The organism is Paenibacillus luteus (assembly GCF_006542765.1).
Lineage (GTDB): Bacteria > Bacillota > Bacilli > Paenibacillales > Paenibacillaceae > Pristimantibacillus > Pristimantibacillus luteus.
The window spans coordinates 162,852-179,888 of sequence record NZ_SKCD01000007.1; the positions used below are offsets into that span (position 1 = coordinate 162,852).

The following is a 17,037-nucleotide window of genomic DNA, read 5'->3' on the forward strand; positions in this document are numbered from 1 at the left end:
GCACCTGCGATTATGAAGACATAGGGGAAGTCGATTCACGAACGACAAGCTCCGGACTTAACTGGACCGTCACGTTTCGTTTAACTCCGCCATTAATCATTTTAAGCAGTAAATCCACACCCGTCCTTCCGATTTGGTCCGCCGGCTGCCGCATGGTCGTCAGCATCGGCCGAAATTCGGAGGCAATGAACTGGTCGTCGAACCCGATAATAGATATTTTCTCCGGTACTCGTATTCCCTCGTTCATGAATGCATTCATCGCGCCAAGCGCCATGTAATCATCCGACGCGAATAGCGCTGTTGGCAGCTTGCCGGATTCTATCCAGGCCTGGGCAATGCGATAGCCCGTTGAGATTTCAAAATCCCCTCGCTCTACGCAGTAAGGCTGAAATCCCGCTTCAGCTAAGGCAGCACGGTAGCCCCGCTCCCTTTCACGACTGCTTAGGAACAGCTCCGGACCGCTAATATGCGCAATATCCTGATGGCCAAGCCCGATTAAATGCTTGGTAGCTTCATAGCCGCCATGAAAGTTATCTACAATAACAGAGGTGGCGGAGGAATTAAGCTGCTGATTGTCGAGCATCACGAACGGAATCTGATTTTTCTTCAGGTCGAGCACATATTCATCCTCACGCATCGGCGACAGCAGAATGACGCCATCCACTCGATCCTCTTGAAACAAGGAGCGGTGAGCTTGATCATCGTCTCCGCTGGAAATCGACAACGCAAGAAAGTAGCCCTTCTCCGCCAAACAATCATTCACTTCCTTGACGACGGAATCTAGAAAGGAATCATAGAGCGTCGTCAAGGATAGTCCGATAATCCCCGTCTTACCACGGGCAAGACTTCTGGCCGAAGCGTTAGGATGGTAATCCAAATCCTTCATCGCTTGCAGTACACGATCCCTATTGCCCGATCTCACGCTAGGTAAATTGTTCAATACGCGAGAGACCGTTACAATGGAAAGCCCTGATTTCTTAGCTACGTCCAATATGCTTACTTTCATAGCAAACGCCTTCCTCAAACCAAAGTGATTACCTTTACAAAAAGAAAGCGGGGGAGCAGCACCTACGCCCCCTCCTCAAAGCCTATGTTCTATGGTTTGTTTACTCTCGCTAGAAGATCCTTCAGCTTCTGTTCGATAACAGGAAGCACTTCCTCTACTTTCTTATCGCCATTCTCAACGCCCGCTAGCTCGTTAATGAACAATTCATTGATTTGCGAGTAGTTGGAAATCAGATGGTTGTAGGATTCAAAACCATATTTATATGCGCCATCAAATACCTGTTGAATCCCTTTTGGGTCGATGCCTTCAAAGTTGTTGTAGTATTTCTCAGCTGCCGCTTGGTTTACCGGCGGATTTCCACCGCTGAGCTCAATCGATTTTTCCTGAATTTCAGTCGTAATCAAATATTTGATCCATTCCAAAGCTTCCTCCGGATGCTTGGAGTCCTTCAGAACGAACAGCGGATCTACGTAAAGCACGCTTCTTACATCGCCTTTCGGGCTTTGCGGCACTGCGGCTACACCTACATTAAAGCTGAAATCCGCTGCAGCAGCCAAGCTCCACGAGCCAACCACGGACATTCCGATTTTTCCGGATAAGAACGGATCACCGAATTGGCCCGAAACGGATTGAGAGAATGCCGGCGTTGGAGCAACCTTTTTATCGTAAATGAGACCATAGAGGGTTTTATAGGCATCCACTACCTCTGGTTTGGATAGGTTAATTTCGGAAGGCTTGCCGCCATTTGTCCAAGTATCATCGGAATAAACATTCGCTCCGAAGTATTGGGGACGTTGATCACGCTCGCCAAAGCCGAAATCGACACCATACTGCGCTTCCTCCATATTTTTGGAGTCTACCGTCATTTTTTGCGCGTATTCTACCATTTTCTCAAAGGTCCAGCTTTTGTCTTCATAATCCGTTGGAGGATAAGGGAGACCCGCCTTATCGAACAAGTCTTTGTTATAAAGCATGACGGTCACATAGCTATTAAGAGGAATGCCGTAGGTTTTCCCATCGACCTTATAGATGTCCATGACATCATCGGGAATGTTGTAATCCGATGCTTTGAAGCCCTCCAAATAGGGTGACAAATCCATCAGCATATCCTTATTGTAATACTCCATAAAACCGCCGTATCCCCAGTGAGAAGTAACGTCCGGAGCATTCTTTGCAGCAATGGAGGATTGCAGCTTAGAGTCGAACTGCTCATAAGGCGCTTTAGTTACTTTAATCTTAATATTAGGATGCTTCGCTTCGAAATCCGGGATTAGCTTCTCAACGAAGGTTCTGTCTGGCGAGTCAATTGTATAATGGGTAATCGTTACTTTCTCGCCTTTGCCGCCATCTGTCTTCTCCTTATTCGAGCATGCCGCTGCCAGTAAAGCAAATACGAGAGTCAAGCTAATCGCAATGGACATCCATTTCTTGTTCATCTTCCTTATTTCCCCCTTATTTTTCATTCGATATCGGCGCAAGGCTTATTTAATGCCCGTGAGCACGATACCTTCGACAAATCTTTTCTGTGCTACTGCAAATAAAAGCACAATCGGCATGACCGATAGAATGGAAGCCGCCATTAATAGATTCCACGGAGCAAGCCGGAACTTCGACGACAGCATAGCAGCCATGCCGATCGGAAGCGTAAAGTTCTCCTGCGAATCCAAATACAAGACCGGCGTGAGCAAATCATTCCAGCTCCAAATGAAGGAGAAGATGGCAACCGTCGCAAGCGCAGGGCCAGCTAACGGAAGCGTTAAATTCCAATAGAGGCGGAATTCGCTGCAGCCATCGATTCGACCCGCATTGTAAAGCTCATCCGGCATCGTAGAGAAAAATTGCTTCAACAAAAATATCATATAAGCAGACCCAAAAAAGGACGGCAGTATCAATGGAAGCAAGGAATCATGCAAGCCGAGATTCATAAAGAGCAGAAACTGCGGGATCATGATTGCCGGATACGGCAGCATTAATGTGCTAAGCACCAGCATGAACATAAAACCGCTGCTTCTCGTTTGATACCTAGCAAATCCAAAAGCAACTAGAGATGAAGAAATGATTGTGCCGATGACGGTGCATATCGCAACGATTAAGCTGTTCATGTACTGCTGGCCGAATTTGATGTCGGTGTTGGTGAATAATTCACTGAAATTTCCCCACGCGAACACCTTCGGAATTATGGTTGGAGGAAAAAGAAGCAATTCCTTCGTCGTCTTTAGCGAGGTAGTCACCATAAACCAAACGGGAGACAGCATCGTTATGGTCACGACTAGAAGGATAACAAATCCGATTAGCTGCGACAGCTTCCATTTCTTCTTTTTTTGCACCGTATTCTTTTTATTCTCCAGGGCTACTTCGCTCATCTGTCACGCCCCCCTTCGTAATAAACATAACGCTTCGAAGACCTCATGATGAGGTAAGTAATGATTAACACGGCAATGAGAAGCAGCCAAGCCATCGCTGAAGCATAGCCGTAACGGAAATTTTTGAACGCATTAATATAAATGTTGTATACGTAGAACCAAGTAGAATAACTTGGTCCTCCGCGAGTAATGGTATACGCCTGTGTAAAGACTTGAAAGGATTCGATCACGCCTATGATCAGCTGAAACAGAAACACCGGTGAGATCATCGGGAACGTCACGCTCCAAAAAGTTCTCCAGCGCCCCGCCCCATCCAGCCTCGCAGCCTCCAGCAGATGCGACGGCACGCCTTGGAGACCAGCGAGAAAGATAAGCATCCCTGCGCCTAATCCCCAAAATGACATCATAATCAAAGCCCATAATGCGTAGCGGTCGTCCAAGAACCAGTGAATCGGTTCGATCCCAAACAGCGATAGCCCATAGTTGAACAATCCCGCCTGCGGATTGAACACCCAAAAAAAGAGCAGCGCCATCGATACACCCGAAATCATGCTCGGAAAGTACATCGCTGTACGAAAGAAGCCGCTGAAGGGAACTTTCTGGTTGATCAAAATCGCAAAAATCAGTGAAAGAAACAACGTGATCGGAACACTGATAAAGGTGTATTTGAGTGTAACGACGATAGAGTTCCAGAATTGCTCGTCATGGAAGAGCTCTTTAAAATTATCCCCGCCGATAAAGACCGGCGAATGAATAATGTCGTAATCCGTAAAGCTGTAATACAAGGAAGCCCCCACTGGATACAGTGCAAATAATAGAAAACCGATCATCCAGGGCGAAATGAATAAGTAAAAATATTTGCTTTCACGCCTTTGCCCTTTGCTGCGCTTCAGTACAATCGCCCCCACTTCCGTCTCCGGATCATTCAAGCTTTATTTTTCTAAAATCTCATTTAATTTCAGCAGCATCGTCACTGCTTCTGCGCGAGTAGCTGCGCCAGACGATACGAAGGCATTGCCGCTGCGTCCTTGTACAATGCCAAGCGTCTTAGCCGTTTCAGCCGCTTTCTTCACCCAGGCAGGAATGTCGCTGTCATCAGCAAAGCTGGTTTTGCCCACCGCTTCTGCCTCCATGCCGGCCACCTTCGCAATCATGACCACCATCTCGGCTCTCGTTATGTTTGCATTTGGACGGAAGGTACCATCCGCATAGCCTTTAATAATGTCCGCTTCCACAGCTTGAGCTACTGCCTTGATAGCCCATTCGCCGATAGCGGCCTTATCTTTAAATAGCAGCTCACTGCCACTGGTTTCTGGTTTCAGCATTTGCATCATCATCACGGCAAATTCTGCCCGCGTTACCGAAAGGTTAGGCTTGAATGTACCGTCAGCATATCCATTCACGAATCCTTCCGAAGTTGCTTGCTGGATATTGAACTGAGCCCAGTGACCTTCGATATCTTTGAAGCTGAGTGGCGCCTTGTTCATCGCCAGCACGGTGAATTTCGTGAAGTGGTCCACTTCGACCTCAATGCGGTTACCGGTCACTTCTCCACCGATGAGCACCCATTTCTTCGTCGCCTCATCGAAGTAGAATACGCCCGCCGTCTGGTTTTCTTTCAGCAATGATGGGTTAAACTCGAAGACAAGCGTGATACGCTTGCTGAACTTGCCAGCCTTATCCTTCAGAATTTCAAACACCGGGCTGAGAGATACCTCATTCTTCGCAAACAGCTTAGCCGCATCCAGCAGCTCTTCAATCGTGAGCAACATTTGCTGCTCCGTCGATCCGGCTGGGATCGTTATTTTAATCTTCTCACCCAAGCTCACCTTAGCCGGGTAACCCGTAGGTATGGTTGCTTTGCCATTCGTAGAGACAACCTCGGTGACGCCCGTTCCGCCTGTGCCGCCTATGCTTCCTGTTGAACCGCCAGGCGTAGTAATGTTTCTCGCATCGCTGGCCTTGGAGAAGTTATTGGCTTGGTCAAACGCGATTATATAATACTGATATGAAGTTGCCGGGCTTAAGCCCGTATCGCTATAAGAGGTTAGCGTCGTCACAGCGAGCTCGACGCCATTACGGAAAACCTTGTAGCCTGCTACTCCCAAATTATCTTTGGATGAAGACCAAGTCAGATTAACTTGAGAGCCGGATACCGCTTCCGCCTTCAGATCCGCCGGTTCAGTGGGAGCCTCCGCATCCACGATCGTAGGCGTCCACCAGTTGCCGGATACGACGATCATGCTAAGCAAACGGAGGTTATTTCCGAAATAAAGATCATCCTCCGTCTTAACCGCAGCATTGTGGTCCCATAATTTATTCAGCCATTCTTGATTGGAAGAATCGATCATGGCACTCACCATCAATGGAGCAGAGAAGGTAATGTCTTGATAATCCGTTAATGCTTCCGATCCATCCAAACGATAACCAGCCATTATGTTTTCTGGCTCGCCGTTCGTTTTCTCGCGAATCCACATATTTAAAGTGCTCAACTGTTCTTTGGCCCGCGGTTCCCCCGTAATGAGGTAATCCGTACCTATCCGCCAAGGCGTTCGCGAGGAATTGTAGCTGTAATCGCCGTCCGTGTCCGATTCCAGGAAATACGGCGGTGCAGGGATAAAGCTGCCGCTGCCTTCATCCTTGATAACAAAATCCGGCAGAAGGCCTGCATTCGGGCTATAGTTCTTATACAGATGCTGCACAACGCTATAAGTTTGATCCACTACTTGCTTCCAGCGGCTATCGCCGGAAGCGACTCCAAAATCCTTCATATGCTGCAGCATGAAATCTGACGGACGCGTTGCCGTTGCATATTTTCCGTCCGTTGCCCAATCGGCAATTCTGAGCAGCCAGTCGGTTTGATTGACTTCGCTATCCATAATTGCTTTGATTACCTTGCGGGCCTCCGCCAAATAATCAATACCCCCGTCGTTGCCCCATTGCTCGCTTGCGAGCAGCAGTGCATAAGCGATATCCATATCGCCATCCGTAGCCGAGTCAACGCCGTTAATATCTATGATCGACTCTCCATCATCGGCTTGCTGCCAAGCCATCAGATCCGGATTAATCTCACTTGGATGCGCTCTGAAATATCGATACATGCCGTCAAAATATTTCTTCGCATCCGCATCGTGGCCCGCCATTAGTGCGGTAATCAGCATGCCGTAACCATGCGCCTCGGAAACGGTAATCTCATTGTCTTCAAACCAGTCGCCATCTGCATACCAGACATAATATTGGCCAGGCGTATAAGGATTTTCTTTCAAGTATTTCGCTTTCCACTCGTCATATAATCTCGATACGGTATCATCCAAATCGGCTTGCGCCACATGGTTTGGCTTAATGCTGCCCTCCACATAAGACGTGTGCTGAGGGAATGCCTTGAACGGCCCCGCTCCCGCAGCCGTTTCACCTTCAGCTGCAAAACTTGAATATGGCGTCAGTAATAGCATGAACGTTAGTACCAAACACGTGATTACATGAAATGAGTTCTTCCTTTTTCTTTTGATAAACATGTTTTTTGACCTCTTTTCTTTTCTGTAATGAAAACAAAAGCGCATACTATAACACCTTTTCTGTAAGCGTTATCATTTTAATTTGATGCCAATATGAGCGATAATTTCAAACCCATTGATGGCTTTACCACTCCTTTAGGCTAATTTTCAACTTCCCCTTTAAAAGTTTAAGCGCTTTAATCTTTCAAAAAGAGTTTATCCTGTAAGTCTCACTCTGTCAATCACTTCCAAAGTATTTTTCTTTGTATTTTGAAGATAAACCCCAAGATCAGTGTGTGTTTCTTGCTGTTCTTTGCATTTTTTTGTTACAATTTAATGGAGTGATATGGCATCAAACAATAAAAGTATAAGCGTTTTAACTATATAAGATGAGAAATAGTGTCGAATAAGGATGAGATTCATCGTTAAAAGAAATCAGCAATAAAAAAGGACCTTCAAGGTTTGCTAAATGAAGCAGCAAACCTTGTAAGTCCTCGCTTTTAACGATATCTATCCGTAAGGAGCCCTGCGATTAGGATTTCCGAGGCTCTCCCGTTGACTCTCTCACAATCAAAGTGGGATCGAATTCCATCGTTACGTTCCGCTTGGATGGGTCCTTAATTAATTTTAACAAAATATCGACACCCTGACGTCCTATTTTCTCAAACGGCTGGCGAATCGTGGTCAAGGTAGGACGAAATTCCTCCGCATAGATCTGATCGTCAAATCCAACGATAGATACATCTTCTGGTATGCGTATTCTCTCGTTCTTGAAAGCGTCCATTACCCCAAGAGCAATAAAATCATCCGCCGCAAACACCGCCGTAGGCAAGCGGCCGGACTGGATCCAGCGCATGGCAATGCTGTAGCCCGACGGAATGCCGAATGTTCCTTGCTCAATATGGAATGGCGTTAACCCTGCCTCCTCAAGCGCAAATAAATACCCACGCTCACGATCGCGGCTGCTTAAGTAAGGATCTGGACCGCTGATATGGGCAATTTCCGTATGTCCCAAATCGATGAGATGCTTGGTTGCGTCATAACCGCCTTTAAAGTTATTGACCACGACAGAGGGAACCGAGGGATTGCGTTGCTGGTTATCCAGAATTACAAATGGAATCTTCCTTTTTTTGAGCTCCATCACATATATATCTGCATTCATCGGCGATAGCAAGATGACGCCGTCTACACGGTCTTCTTGAAACATAGAGCGCTGAAAGGAGTCTTCGTCGCCTGCTGAAATGGACAACGCCAGGAAATAACCCTGCTCTGCCAAGCAATCATTGATTTCCTTAACGACTGCATCCAAAACCGTATCATGCAAGGTAGTTAGCGTAAGTCCGATAATCCCTGTTTTTCCGCTTGCCAGGCTTCGGGCCGAGGCGTTTGGATGATAATCCAAATCCTTCATCGCTTGCAGCACTTTATCTTTGTTTTTTTGCCGAACTGAAGTTGAATTATTGAGTACCCTGGATACTGTCACGACCGACAAACCTGATTTTTTGGCCACATCAAAAATACTAACCTTCATGAACAAACCGCTCCTGTTAAACGCTATTTCTACTAACATACCATATTTAACCTAAGATTTCACATTAAGGCCAAGCTCACTTAAAAGAAACTTTCGGGATATAGCATAGTCCCCAAAAAAAGGCTGCTCCTCAGCTATGCATGCAGCATGGCTTTGGGGAGCAGCCTCTTATTGCTATTCCGTTTTGAACTGGGCCGAAGCGACCGCTAAATCCTGTGTAAGTTTATCGATGGTCGTTACCATTTCCGCAAGCTGCTGAACCATGGCTGCCTGCTCCTGTACGGTTGCGGTTACCTCTTCGACAGAGGCGGACACTTCCTCTCCGGAAGCTGATAGGTTTTGAGCGGCAGCAAGCACTTCATTCTTGTCATTCTCAACCTCGTACAGCACTTCTGCCATCTCTCTTACCTGCTCGATAATATCCTTTACATGCCCCGAGACGAGATCGAAAGACTGCTTGGTTTGCCCTACGCTGTCATTGTGCTGCTCCGTAATGCCTTCAATGATATGAACGCTTTGATTGTTTTGCTCTACGTGATTGATCGTTTGGCCCACGATGGCGTTAATTTCCTGGGATTGTACGGAGGTCTGCTCCGCAAGCTTTCTTATTTCACTTGCGACCACGGCGAATCCTCTGCCGTGCTCTCCCGCCCGTGCCGCTTCAATCGAAGCGTTCAAGGCAAGCAGCTTGGTCTGATTGGCAATCTCGGCAATCGCATCGGTCATGCGCCCAATGCCAGATGAGCTTTCCGCAAGCTGCCGCGTAATTTCCGATATTTTGCGAACCTCTTCTTCATTTTTCACATTGATGGCAACCAGGGTTTCGATAACCTCATGGTTAGCTTGAAAAATGTCGGTAATAGCGTCCGCCTTCGCTTTGATCGTAAGCGATGTGCCTGTGGCACTTTCGATTTTGTCGCCTACGTCCATAAATTTATTCACGATCGATTCGGTGTCGTTCGCTTGCGACTCCATCGCCTTCGCAATTTCGGAAGTTGTCGTTGATGTCTCCATAATTGAAGTTGACGTCCGGGCGGAGGTTTGGTCCAGCTCCCTCGTGCTGTTGTGAAGCACCGCTATCGAGCTGTTCATACTGGAGATTAAGTTCTTATTGCGCTCGGCCATCGTATTAAAGCTATCCGCGAGCTCCTTAAATTCTCCGCTGTATTTGCCCGTTGCCACTGTCGTGAGGTCGCCGGAAGATAGCTTCTTGAATAGTCCTGTCAATTGCGCCACCGGTCTTGTCACCAATCTGGAGATCAATATTCCAACGATAATCGACACCACCAAAGCGATAATCATGGAGGTAGCCATCTTACTCATCATGGATTGCAGCGGTTGATTGACGTCCTCGTAACTATCCTCAACGATTACCGTCCAATCGGCTGCAGGTATTTTTGAGTAATAAGCTACCTTTTCCTTCAGCTTCACTTCACCTTGCGCAAGCTTTCCGTCACCGGCACCTTTAGTAATTTCATTGTATTCTCCGCTCTCAAGCGGCTTTCCGATAAGGGACTCATCACCGGAATGGTAAACCAATGTGCCTACTCGGTCCAAAATAAGCACATTGCCCTTATCATTTATTTTAACGCTCCCTAATTTATCTACAAAAAAAGCAGATACAACGGAAGAGATAAACACCCCTTGTACTTTTCCGTTCGAATCGTATACTGGCTGCGAGAAAACATTCACTTGGTTTCCGCTTGCTTTCGATAAAAGCGATTCGCTAACTACCGTTTTCCCTTTCAGACTGTCTTGGAAATATTGCCGGTCAGCACGGCTGTTTTTTACAACCGCTGGATTACTGGACGCAATAACAATGCCTTTGGTATCAATCAGCATCAGCGTCTCATTCCCCGGCATGCCTTTAATACTCGCTTCCAGCGTCTGATTTGCTTTCACAAACATGGAATTCGATTTAGAGTAGAACTCTTCTTCCGTCATCGTACCCGCACCTCTTAACTCCAATAAAGCGGTAAGCGCCGAGTTAATCGACAACAAATAAACAGACTGCTGCTCGAGCTGTACGGCAGAAAACAATCCTTCGCCAATGCGATCCGAAGTAGCTTTGATCTCATCTTTGCTTTTGTCCAGCGTAATGCCGGAGGCGATCTGATACGAAATGAAGCTGGTTGATGCCAAAACAATACATACGAGCAAACAAATCATGGCAGGCAATTTAAAGCGGAATGACATTTTTGACCAATAATCCAATTTCAAAACTGCAAGCATTTAATACTCTCCCTTGTAATCAATCTAGTTTGGCATTCGAATCGTATCGTAATCCCATCCTAGCAGAGTATTATTAGATAAATGAGAGGAATGCTTTAGATAATTGTTAGCCTTCCAGAACAACTCGCCAATTGAGATTACAAGTCGCCTCTACCTCGCTATGTTTCTGCAAATAACCCGCAACTAGCTCCGCCATATCCATCTGTACCTCCCGAATCACGGGTTTGCCTTGGTACATCTCGTAATCGCCTCCGCCCGCAGCCCGGTAATTGTTCATCACGACGTCCAACTGCTCATCGGCCAGCAAAGGCAGCCCGTTCCGAAGCAATTTCGCCACCCTCTGTCCCACTGGCCTCGCGGCATTCAGCTCATACGTGATGCCTTCCCACATATCATAGTTGTAGTGCTGCAGCTTGGGCTCAATATAGGCAGGATTGACCCCGAGCGACCCATCTTCGTTCATTTGAAAATAAGCGGCCGTCTGCTCCAGCGCGGCTTTAATATCGCTGCCGCTTAATCTCAATACGGTTAACGTATTCGGGTACATAAAATTCGTCAGGATAGCGCGCATCGTCACCTCGCCGCTAAAGCCCTCCGACTCATTATTCAGGAGTGCCGCATTCGAAATGTCCACGCCAGCCGCCTCCATCTGTACCTTGTTCATAAATTCAATGAAAGGATTGTCCGCACTGCGGCAGCCGAGCGGGTCCTTGATCGTCATATCTCCGTTGATTCGGCCGATAGGCTGGTCAAGCCACCGCTGCGTCTCTTCCTCCGCTTCACGCGTCAGCGCCATAATAGCGGGATCGGCTGCTACTGTTTCATTTGCTTGCAGCAGTTCCGCCTGTTTCGACACGATTGCCCAGCCATCTCCCTTCTTTCTTTCAAATGCGACGCTGATCTTGCCTATGGCCTGTCCGTTGAAGCCTGGCTGAATAACCGTAACCCCGTTCACCTCACTCGCAAGCATTCGATGCTGATGGCCCGTAATTAACACATCAATCCCCAGGACCTCTGTGCACATCGCATAGGCTTGATTCTCGCCTGTCAGCTTCTCGGCAGGTTCCCCGCTCATCAGGTCCCGTTCAAACCCTCCATGATAAGCAACCACAAGCAAATCCGGCTGCTCTATCGCTCGGATCGTAGCAACCCATTCCTTGACGGATGCAAGCGCATCTTGAAAAGCGAGTCCCTCCAAGTGCGCCGGGTTCTCCCAATGCGGAATGTAATGCGTGGTAACACCTAGTATTACTATTTTGATTCCACTTGTTAAAGTCCTTACAATATAAGGCTGGCCAAACGCGGGTTTATCCGTCTTGGCGCTTAGGATATTCGATGAAAGCCATGAAAAATCCGAATCCTCGATCGCCCTGCCCAGCAGCTCCAAGCCATAGTTGAATTCATGGTTGCCAGGCACGGCTGCATCGTATTGCAGTTCATTCAACGCTGCTATCGCAGGATTGAGCCGCTGCTTGCCGGCCGTTGCTGCGTAATAGGCAAATGGCGTTCCTTGCAGCAGATCGCCGTTATCCAGCAGAATAAGCTCTGGCGATTGCTGCCTGGCCTCCTTCACCAGCGTTGCCAGCTTGGCAAGTCCCGCAGGCCGCTCCTCGCGAGTGCGGTAATCGACTGGCCGAATGTGACCGTGAAGATCGCTGGTTACCATTATTTCGCATGTATATTTATTCGTTTGAGTCATGGTATAACTTCCCTCCGATTGCGTTCATTCGCCTTGCATCCATATATCTTAACCGATTCAGATGAGGGGTGAGAATGCCGTTCCGCTGCTTTACAAAAGCTTATCGCCTGCTTTACGGACAGATAATAAACCGTCCTTATAGTTAACCAAGTACCATACATTAGAAAATCTGGAGGGTTACCACTTGAAAAAAATGACCAAGTTTGTCCTACCGCTACTATTATCCGTATCCCTGCTTAGCGCATGCGGCGCTAACAAATCAAACAATGAAGCCGCAGCGACAAACAACGCCAGCACCAACGCGCCTGCTGCAACCGAACAGGCCGCAGGATACGTGCCAGAAACACTAACCGTACAATTCGTACCTTCACAGAATGCAGATACATTGGAAGCAAAGGCTAAGCCGCTGGAACAGCTGCTGTCGGACAAGCTAGGAATTCCGGTCAAAGTGAGCATTTCCACAGATTACAACACGATTATTGAAGCGATGGCTTCCAAAAAAGTAGACGTAGGCTTCCTGCCTCCGACGGCTTATGTACTAGCTAAGGATAAAGGCGCAGCCGAGGTCATTCTTCAAGCGCAGCGTTTTGGCGTACAGGATGATTCAGGCGCTCCTACCGACCAGCTCGTTGATTTCTACAAATCCATGATCATCGTAAAGAAGGATTCCGATATCAAGACAATTGAGGATCTGAAAGGCAAAAAGATTGCCTACCAAAACGTGACTTCCTCCGCAGGCTTCGTTTGGCCGGCAGGCAAGCTGCTCGAAGCAGGCATCGATCCGCTGAAGGACGTTTCGGCTGTTACAGTAAAAGGCCATGACCAAGGCGTAATCGCCGTACTGAACGGCGACGTTGACGCAGCGGCAATTTTCCAGGATGCCCGTACCACCGTTGCAAAGGATTTCCCAACCGTATTTGATGACACGCGCGTCCTCACATACACCGAGAACATTCCAAACGACACGATTTCCGTTCGCTCCGACATGAATGCGGAATGGATCGCTAAGATTCAGGATGCCTTTATTTCACTTGGCCAAGACGATGCAACTCGCCAAATTATTTTCGATATTTATTCCCATCAAGGCTATGTCAAATCCGAAGACAGCATCTTCAACATTGTTCGCGAATACGGTGAGAAGGTTAAAACCGAGTAGTTGTTAGTAGGTTTCAAGCAGAAGCTTCATGCTTCCTTCCATTCCAAAAGCATTGACGTATGGACAGCCAGTTCGGGCGGATTCGCGACCGGGCTGGCTATGCTTTTTCCAACTGTACAAGCATGTCTGGCCGTTTCCATCTACTAGCCTATTTTGATGGAAAATTTCCCGCTAAACTAGCTTTATTCCGTTTGCTTGTGAATTAGTGGGAATTTGTCCTGTTAATCCAGCTGGTTTGCGTCAAATAGGGCTGGATCATTGGAATTAGAGGGAGAAATTCCTTCTAATTGCCCCAAAACTCCAAATTGCATTTAAATAGCAGGAGAATTTCCCTCTAAATTCGCTTCCTGAAAATATATAAAACCTATCAAAACTTATCCTTAAAAAGGAATGATACTCCCGTGATCGAACTTCGCAACGTTACGAAATTGTACCCCAACGGGACAAAGGGCTTAAATCAAATTAACCTTACCTTCGGCGAAGGCGAATTTATCGTCATCGTCGGACTGTCAGGCGCCGGTAAATCAACGCTGTTGCGCTCCATTAACCGCCTCCATGACATCTCGGAGGGCGATATTTTGATCGATGGCAAATCCATTACCAGCGCCAAGGGCAGGCAGCTGCGCTTGATTCGCCGCAATATCGGCATGATCTTTCAGAGCTTTAACCTTGTTAAGCGCTCATCCGTGCTTCGCAACGTCCTTGCTGGACGCGTAGGCTATCATTCCACTCTCCGCACCATGACGGGCCGGTTTCCCGAGCGGGACATGAACCTGGCCTTTGAGGCGCTGAACCGCGTCAACATTATCGAGAAAGCCTATTCACGTGCCGACGAGCTCTCCGGCGGACAGCAGCAGCGGGTGGCGATCGCGCGGGTACTCGCGCAGGAAGCCAAAATTATTTTGGCAGACGAGCCTGTTGCCTCGCTAGATCCGCTAACGACGAAGCAGGTCATGGACGATTTAAAAAAAATCAATCTAGAGCTGGGCATCACAACGATTGTAAACCTGCATTACGTCGATCTAGCTAGGCAATATGCGACACGTATCGTCGGCTTGCGAGGTGGACAGGTCGTGTATGACGGACCGGTAGCAGAAGCCACGGACGAGATATTCGCGGAAATTTACGGTCGCCCGATTGAAGAGGACGAGCTGCTGGGAGCACGGCGCGCATGAATACCAATAAATCTCTTCCGCATCCGAAGCCGCCAAGCAAGCTCAAGCATTATTTGACGGCAGCCATTGTTATCCTGCTGCTATGGGGAAGCTCCGTTCAGACCGAAGCGACAATGGGTGAACTGATCGAAGGTTTTCCTAATATGTTCGACCTGCTAGCCGAAATGTTCCCGCCCAAATGGACGTATTTCGACAATATTGTCGGAGCTATGCTGGAGACTATTCGCATGGCGCTTATTGGCACGACCATTGGCGCAATTCTTGCCATTCCTGTTGCCTTGCTAAGCGCCAGCAACATTACGAAAAGCTGGTGGCTGCGCCATCCTGTACGTTTTGTGCTTAATCTCATCCGCACGATTCCTGATTTGCTGCTAGCAGCAATCTTTGTCGCCATCGTCGGCATCGGCCCGCTGCCGGGAACGATGGCTTTGGCCGTCTTTTCATTGGGCCTGATCGCCAAGCTCTCCTATGAAGCTTTGGAGTCCATCGACCGTGGTCCGCTCGAAGCGATGACCGCCGTCGGCGCGGGCAGCCTGCAGCAGATCTGGTATGCGGTTATTCCGCAAATACAGGCCCACTTCATGTCCTTTACGCTTTATACCTTTGAAATCAACGTCCGCGCAGCTGCCGTGCTTGGGCTCGTCGGCGCAGGCGGCATCGGGCATTATTATGAGATCACGCTAGGATTTCTGGAATACGACAAGACTTGCGTCATTATTCTTTTTACATTAGGCATCGTCTTGCTCATTGACTATTCAAGCACGAAACTGCGGGAGAAGCTATTATGACCAAACCTTGGAATACCCTCGTTCAGAGGCCGAAAAAGAACCGTTACCGCTGGCTAATTTATTTGGCGCTTGCCGCCGTCTATGTTTGGGCTTTCGCAGGCGTCCCCTTTACAGGCATCAAGGAGACAGCCGTACAAATTACGAAGTCAATTGTAAGCGGCATTTTCTCGCCCGATTGGGGTTTCGTTTATTTGCCCGAAGGGGAGGACTTACTGCGAGGCTTGCTGGATACGCTCGCCATCTCCGTCTTAGGCACGTTTATATCCACGCTGCTTTGTCTGCCGCTTGCCTTCTGGGCTGCGGTGAACATGAGCAATTCCAGGGCCATCTCCGGCTCAGGCAAAATGCTGCTCAGCTTCATTCGGGCCGTTCCCGAAATGGTGCTCGCACTCATGTTTATTAAAGCCGTTGGACCTGGCTCCTTCGCCGGCGTGCTTGCGCTTGGCTTGCATTCGGTCGGCATGCTTGGCAAGCTGTTTGCCGATGAAGTCGAAAATATGGACAAAGGCCCCGTCGAAGCGCTGTTGTCCTCTGGGGCAAACCGGCTGCAAATCTTATGGTTTGCCGTTCTCCCGCAAGTACTGCCAGGCTTTCTATCATATATGCTCTACCGTTTTGAAATTAATATGCGATCTGCAACCATTCTTGGCGTAATCGGCGCAGGCGGCATCGGTACGCCGCTGATCTTCGCCCTCAGTACTCGCAACTGGGACCGCGTTGGCATTATTCTGCTCGGTATTGTCATTCTGATTACGATCATCGACCTGATCTCAGGAGCGATCCGCAGACGCCTAGTCTGATCGGAAAGCACAAACAGCCCGTACCGGTTGATGAATGAAGTGCTCCCTGTCAAGTAGACAGTGAAAAAAACAAAAAACGGTTAGGCCTATCCCTCAGTTCAAGTACAGAGAACTGGGGGATTATTTCATTACGAAGCTCGGCGATACTCACGGGGAGACAAGCCGTTAAGTCGCTCCGTATATCGGTAGTTGTTGTAGTATCGAATATAGTTCCTTACATCTTCTAGAACTTCATCGTAGGTATCGTATTTCTTCAAATAAAAGCTTTCTGCCTTGAATGTGCCCCAAAATCGCTCTATCGGCTGGTTATCCAGGCAGCGACTCACACGAGACATGCTTGTTGTGAAACCGTATTTCACCTTCAAGCGATTATATTCATGCGAGGTATATTGGAAACCTCTGTCACTATGCAGAAGTGGCGTGATCCCACGTTTTCCCCTATATGCTTTCTTTACCGTGTCCATGACCAATTTGTTGTTGTTGGAGTGGCTGAGCGCCCACGAAACGACGGAGTTATCGTGCACATCAATAATGGCGCTTAAATAGGACTTTCGGCCGTTCCCATACTTCAGTTCAGTGACATCTGTACACCACTTCAGGTTCGGAGCAGCGGCTTGAAAGTCACGGTTCATGACGTTTTCGGCAACATGTGTTTCCGTGGCTCTCACGTAACTTGGACGTTTCCTCCGAATCACTGCTTTCAATCCCAGAGCTCTCATGATCCCGTAGTATCGCTTTTTGTTGTAAGTCTTTTTCAGTTTACGGTTCAATTGGATACGCATTTGGCGATAAC

13 protein-coding genes are annotated in these 17,037 nt (G+C 48.0%); 4 read left to right on the top strand and 9 right to left on the bottom strand.

Translation table 11 applies throughout. The annotated features are described in order from the left end of the window. Positions 1-10: 10 nt before the first annotated feature. The 8 genes from E0496_RS05635 to E0496_RS05670 form a co-directional block, all read right to left on the bottom strand. Positions 11-1,006, bottom strand: a complete 996-nt coding sequence (locus tag E0496_RS05635) for a LacI family DNA-binding transcriptional regulator (protein WP_139996726.1) — start codon at positions 1,004-1,006, stop codon at positions 11-13. A gap of 89 nt (positions 1,007-1,095) precedes the next feature. Further along, positions 1,096-2,442: an ABC transporter substrate-binding protein gene (locus E0496_RS05640; protein ID WP_141500669.1), complete on the bottom strand. Its 1,347-nt coding sequence runs from the start codon at positions 2,440-2,442 to the stop codon at positions 1,096-1,098. 45 nt (positions 2,443-2,487) lie between these two features. Beyond that, on the bottom strand, positions 2,488-3,369 hold the full coding sequence (locus tag E0496_RS05645; RefSeq protein ID WP_141500670.1) for a carbohydrate ABC transporter permease: 882 nt from the start codon (positions 3,367-3,369) through the stop codon (positions 2,488-2,490). Next, positions 3,366-4,298, bottom strand: a complete 933-nt coding sequence (locus tag E0496_RS05650) for a carbohydrate ABC transporter permease (protein WP_338016158.1) — start codon at positions 4,296-4,298, stop codon at positions 3,366-3,368. Before E0496_RS05650 ends, E0496_RS05645 begins: the two co-directional genes overlap by 4 nt. A gap of 3 nt (positions 4,299-4,301) precedes the next feature. Further along, complete coding sequence (locus tag E0496_RS05655; RefSeq protein WP_241674607.1) at positions 4,302-6,821, bottom strand: glycosyl hydrolase family 8; 2,520 nt, start codon at positions 6,819-6,821, stop codon at positions 4,302-4,304. Positions 6,822-7,395: 574 nt separating this feature from the next. After that, positions 7,396-8,394 carry a LacI family DNA-binding transcriptional regulator gene (locus tag E0496_RS05660; protein WP_141500672.1) on the bottom strand — a complete coding sequence of 333 codons (999 nt, stop codon included), beginning with the start codon at positions 8,392-8,394 and terminating at the stop codon, positions 7,396-7,398. Between the two features lie 174 nt (positions 8,395-8,568). Continuing rightward, complete coding sequence (locus E0496_RS05665; RefSeq protein WP_141500673.1) at positions 8,569-10,626, bottom strand: methyl-accepting chemotaxis protein; 2,058 nt, start codon at positions 10,624-10,626, stop codon at positions 8,569-8,571. A 106-nt stretch (positions 10,627-10,732) separates the two neighbouring features. After that, positions 10,733-12,325, bottom strand: coding sequence for a bifunctional metallophosphatase/5'-nucleotidase (locus E0496_RS05670; RefSeq protein WP_141500674.1), 1,593 nt, complete (start codon positions 12,323-12,325; stop codon positions 10,733-10,735). A 193-nt stretch (positions 12,326-12,518) separates the two neighbouring features. On the opposite strand from E0496_RS05670, the gene E0496_RS05675 reads away from it, so the two are divergent. The 4 genes from E0496_RS05675 (at position 12,519) to phnE (E0496_RS05690) (ending at position 16,244) form a co-directional block, all read left to right on the top strand. Next, entirely contained in the window at positions 12,519-13,481 is a 963-nt protein-coding gene (locus tag E0496_RS05675; protein ID WP_175598016.1) for a phosphate/phosphite/phosphonate ABC transporter substrate-binding protein, read from the top strand. A gap of 401 nt (positions 13,482-13,882) precedes the next feature. After that, the gene (gene phnC / locus E0496_RS05680) at positions 13,883-14,656 is read left to right on the top strand and encodes a phosphonate ABC transporter ATP-binding protein (protein WP_139996718.1); all 774 of its coding nucleotides are present in this window, start codon (positions 13,883-13,885) and stop codon (positions 14,654-14,656) included. After that, on the top strand, positions 14,653-15,444 hold the full coding sequence (gene phnE, locus E0496_RS05685) for a phosphonate ABC transporter, permease protein PhnE (RefSeq protein ID WP_141500675.1): 792 nt from the start codon (positions 14,653-14,655) through the stop codon (positions 15,442-15,444). Before phnC ends, phnE (E0496_RS05685) begins: the two co-directional genes overlap by 4 nt. Next, a complete protein-coding gene (phnE, locus tag E0496_RS05690; protein WP_141500676.1) occupies positions 15,441-16,244 on the top strand; it encodes a phosphonate ABC transporter, permease protein PhnE in 804 nt (267 codons plus the stop codon). The genes phnE (E0496_RS05685) and phnE (E0496_RS05690) overlap by 4 nt, the downstream gene beginning before the upstream one ends. 128 nt (positions 16,245-16,372) lie before the next feature. Here phnE (E0496_RS05690) and E0496_RS05695 read toward each other — a convergent pair. Then, positions 16,373-17,037: IS3 family transposase (locus E0496_RS05695; protein WP_141500677.1), on the bottom strand; the 665-nt coding region annotated here is incomplete at its 5' end.

Bases quoted from the DNA above. Each gene is read 5' to 3' on its own strand.
- E0496_RS05670 (WP_141500674.1), bottom strand. From the start codon at position 12,325: ATGACTCAAACGAATAAATATACATGCGAAATAATGGTAACCAGCGAT.
- E0496_RS05640 (WP_141500669.1), bottom strand. From the start codon at position 2,442: ATGAACAAGAAATGGATGTCCATTGCGATTAGCTTGACTCTCGTATTT.
- phnE (WP_141500676.1), top strand. From the start codon at position 15,441: ATGACCAAACCTTGGAATACCCTCGTTCAGAGGCCGAAAAAGAACCGT.
- E0496_RS05665 (WP_141500673.1), bottom strand. From the start codon at position 10,626: ATGCTTGCAGTTTTGAAATTGGATTATTGGTCAAAAATGTCATTCCGC.
- E0496_RS05655 (WP_241674607.1), bottom strand. From the start codon at position 6,821: ATGCTATTACTGACGCCATATTCAAGTTTTGCAGCTGAAGGTGAAACG.
- phnE (WP_141500675.1), top strand. From the start codon at position 14,653: ATGAATACCAATAAATCTCTTCCGCATCCGAAGCCGCCAAGCAAGCTC.
- E0496_RS05675 (WP_175598016.1), top strand. From the start codon at position 12,519: ATGACCAAGTTTGTCCTACCGCTACTATTATCCGTATCCCTGCTTAGC.
- E0496_RS05660 (WP_141500672.1), bottom strand. From the start codon at position 8,394: ATGAAGGTTAGTATTTTTGATGTGGCCAAAAAATCAGGTTTGTCGGTC.
- E0496_RS05645 (WP_141500670.1), bottom strand. From the start codon at position 3,369: ATGAGCGAAGTAGCCCTGGAGAATAAAAAGAATACGGTGCAAAAAAAG.
- E0496_RS05635 (WP_139996726.1), bottom strand. From the start codon at position 1,006: ATGAAAGTAAGCATATTGGACGTAGCTAAGAAATCAGGGCTTTCCATT.